Annotated in this window: 1 protein-coding gene; it reads left to right on the forward strand. The window is 58.7% G+C overall.

Annotated features, from left to right (window positions below):
* Nucleotides 1-42: 42 nt before the first annotated feature.
* Nucleotides 43-813, forward strand: a protein-coding gene (locus VWY34_RS03405) for an IS5 family transposase (protein WP_416558526.1) whose coding sequence is annotated in 2 segments (ribosomal slippage) — nt 43-379 and nt 379-813 — 772 coding nt annotated over the 2 segments. Because the reading frame shifts where the segments join, the coding sequence is not laid out codon by codon here. This gene is flagged as partial in the annotation.

The following is an 813-nucleotide window of genomic DNA, read 5'->3' on the forward strand; positions in this document are numbered from 1 at the left end:
ATTCACAGGCAGCGCTGAACGTGATTCAAGTTGGTATCTGCGATGGAGACCAGCTTGGCACGAGACCTTATGTCGGACGAAGAATGGGTGTTCTTTGAGCGTTTCATCCTTTCTGCCCGTGCCCCGAACGGACGCAAACCAACCAACCACCGGCTTGTTCTTGATGGGATATTCTGGATTGCCCGGACCGGCGCGCCATGGCGCGATCTGCCGGAAGAGTTTGGCAAGTGGTCGAGCGTCTACCGCCAGTTCCGGCGCTGGACGCTGGCGGGGCTCTGGGAGGAGATCATGGACGCCCTGAACCAAAGCGGGGCCGTGCCAGACGCCCTGCAAATGATCGATAGCACCGTGATCCGGGCCCATCATCAGGCAGCGGGTGCAAAAGGGGGACTCCGCGACAGGGTTTCGGGCGCTCAAGAGGTGGCTTCACGACCAAGATCCACCTCCTCGTTAACGCGCATGGTCTGCCCATGAGGACAGAGATCACGCCGGGCCAGACATCCGACTATCTCGGTTTCGATCTGGTCATGGCCGACAACCTGCCCAGTCCCAGCGTGTTGCTGGCGGATCGTGGCTATGATGGCGATAGCATCAGGGCGAGCTTGAATGCGCGCAACGTCCTGCCCGTTATCCCAATGCGAAAATCTCGTAAGAAGCGTATCGGTGTCGACCGCTCGCTTTACCGCCTGCGCAACCTGGTCGAGCGCTGCTTCAACAAACTAAAGAACGCACGCCGCGTGGCAACTCGCTACGACAAAACCATGGAAAGCTTCCTGGGCTTCATCGACATTACATCCATCCGGCTTTGGCTCA

This window comes from Phaeobacter sp. JH20_02 (genome assembly GCF_048056915.1).
GTDB classification, from domain to species: Bacteria; Pseudomonadota; Alphaproteobacteria; order Rhodobacterales; family Rhodobacteraceae; genus Phaeobacter; species Phaeobacter bryozoorum.